Raw genomic sequence first — 2459 nt, 5'->3', positions numbered from 1 at the left:
CCAGCACCCGGCGGAAGCCAAAGAGTCTGAGCGTCGGCGTGGTCACCGCTTTCATCCCGAGGTTGCCGAGGAAGTAGGCCAGGATCAGCAGGCCGGCGTCCACCGGCCGCATGCCGAAGCCCACCTGGAAGAGCAGCGGCAGCAGGAACGGCGTGGCGTTGATGGCGACGCGGAAGATCGTGCCCGCCGAGAGCGTCGAGATGGCGAAGGTCGGCACTTTGAAGGGGGACAGGTCGAGCAGCGGATGCTTCACCCGCCGCAAGTGCCGCACGGCGAACCAGCCGACGGCGACGCCGGCGGCAACCAGGCCCACTGTCGGCAGCATGCCATCCTCGGGATGCGCAAGCCGTTCCAGCCCATAGAGCATCGCGGCGAGGCCGAGCGCGGTGAGGAAGAATCCCGGCCAGTCGAGCGGCCTGGTCTCGGATTCGCGATCGCCCGGAACGAAGCGCGCGACAAGCAGCAGCCCGGCGAGGCCGAGCGGAACGTTGATGAAGAAGTTCCAGTGCCAGGACAGATAGGTGGTGATGAAGCCGCCGAGCATCGGCCCGATCACCGGCGCGAACAAGGCCGGCCAGGTGATCAGCGCCGTGGCGGCAAGCAATTCGGACTTGGCGGCGTTGCGCAGCACCAGGATGCGGCCGACCGGCGTCATCAAGGCGCTGCCGAGGCCCTGAACGATGCGGGCGGCAACGAATTGCGTCAGGCTCTGTGAGTAGCCGCAGGCGATCGACGCCAGCGTGAACAGCCCGATCGCGACGAGGAAAATGTTGCGCGCGCCAAACCGGTCGGCAAGCCAGGCCGACAACGGCACGAACACCGCCATCGTCAACATGTAAGCGGTGATCCCGATGCTCATCGCCACTGCCGGCACGCCGAAAGACTGCCCCATCTGCGGCAGCGACGTCGAGATGATCGTCGAATCCAGCAACTGCATGAAAAAGGCGACGGCAACGATCAGCGCGACGCGCCGCGCCTGGCGCGCCGCCGTCGGCACGAACTGGGATACGGCCTCATTGTCGGGGATGCTGGTCATGACGCGCCGGTTGAACAGCATAAGGCTGAACCAGTCCAGAGCTTATCCAACAAACTTTCGTGTCGCCCCGCCGCCTGTTATGGATGAGCGCGGGCCGGACGAGGGAAATGCATGAAGCCGATCTATATCGACTACCTCAATGCTTTCGACATTGAAGCCCTTGGCCTGAGCGATGCCGAGATCATCGGCGCCGTCGAAGCCGGGCTCGTCGCCCAGGGCAAGGGCCAGACGGTGATCGAGCCGCGCGTCCATCTTGAGCCGGATCCGTCCTTCCGCGGTCATTTCAACGTGCTGCGCGGCTATGTGGCGCCGCTCGATGCGGCCGGCGTCAAGATCGTCGGCGATTATGTCGACAACTACCTGCACGCCCTGCCGTCCGAATTCGGCATACTCAACCTGTTCGACCCGCGCACCGGCGCGCCACGCGCCATCCTCGACGCCACCGTCATCACCGATATGCGCACCGGCGCGGTCACCGCCGTCGGCGCCAAGCATCTGGCGAAGAAATCATCCAGGGTGCTCGGCCACATCGGCGCGCGCGGCACCGCCTACTGGAACGTGCGACTGCTCGATCACCTGTTCGACTTCGACGAGATCCGCGTCCATTCGCGCCGCCCCGAAAGCCGCGACGCTTTCGCCGCGAAGCTTGCCGGCGACCTCGGCAAGCCGGTTGTCGCCGTTGCCGACTGGAAGAGCTGCGTGGAAGGCGCCGACATCGTTGTCGAAGCCTCGCGGCTACCGGAACCGCAACCCCTGCTCAAGACCGCCTGGATCAAGCGCGGCGCGCTGGTCGTGCCCTATGGCACGATGAGCGCCGTGGAGCTTTCGCTTACCGACATCATGCAAAAGATCGTCGTCGACGACTGGGGTCAGTGCAAGGGCGGCAAGTTCGGCTCGCTGCGCGCCCATGTCGAGACGGGACGGCTGAGCGAGGCGACGCTGCATGCCGAGCTCGGCCAGATCGCTGCCGGGCACAAAGCGGGCCGGCAAAGCGACGGCGAGACGATCCTGTTCTGGCATCGGGGTCTGTCGCTCTCCGACATCGCGCTCGGCAAGGCGATGCTGGCCAAAGCCGCGGAACAAGGCATCGGCCAGAGGCTGCGTTTCGCATGACCCCGCTCGTTCTCACCGGCGCCGGCGTCAGCATCGAGGACGTGGCCGCCGTGGCGCGCAGTGCAGGCAAGGTCGAGATCACGCCGGCGGTCATCGAGAAACTCGGCAAGGCCCGCCAGGTCCTCGATGACGCCGCTGCCGGCGGCCAGCAGATCTATGGGCTGAACACCGGGCTGGGCGCCAATCTCGGCACGACTGTCGAAGGCGATGCCGGTGCCTTCCAGCGCCAGCTTCTCGACGGACGCGGAGCTGCGGTGGGAAACCCATTGCCCGCCCAGCTCGTGCGCGCCGCAATGTTTGCCCGCATCGC

General features: G+C 66.1%; 3 protein-coding genes. 2 read left to right on the top strand and 1 reads right to left on the bottom strand.

Annotated features, from left to right (window positions below):
* The coding region (locus EOA49_RS31515; RefSeq protein WP_127243580.1) for an MFS transporter at nucleotides 1-1036 on the bottom strand (1036 nt) is incomplete at its 3' end.
* A gap of 111 nt (nucleotides 1037-1147) precedes the next feature.
* On the opposite strand from EOA49_RS31515, the gene EOA49_RS31510 reads away from it, so the two are divergent.
* Complete coding sequence (locus tag EOA49_RS31510) at nucleotides 1148-2149, top strand: ornithine cyclodeaminase family protein (protein WP_127241841.1); 1002 nt, start codon at nucleotides 1148-1150, stop codon at nucleotides 2147-2149.
* Nucleotides 2146-2459, top strand: a 314-nt coding sequence (locus tag EOA49_RS31505) for an aromatic amino acid lyase (protein WP_164749371.1), incomplete at its 3' end; no start/stop codon positions are given. The genes EOA49_RS31510 and EOA49_RS31505, both read left to right, overlap by 4 nt.

This window comes from Mesorhizobium sp. M1A.F.Ca.IN.020.04.1.1, assembly GCF_003997315.1.
Classification (GTDB): domain Bacteria; phylum Pseudomonadota; class Alphaproteobacteria; order Rhizobiales; family Rhizobiaceae; genus Mesorhizobium.
This window is presented reverse-complemented; position numbering and strand designations above follow the sequence as displayed.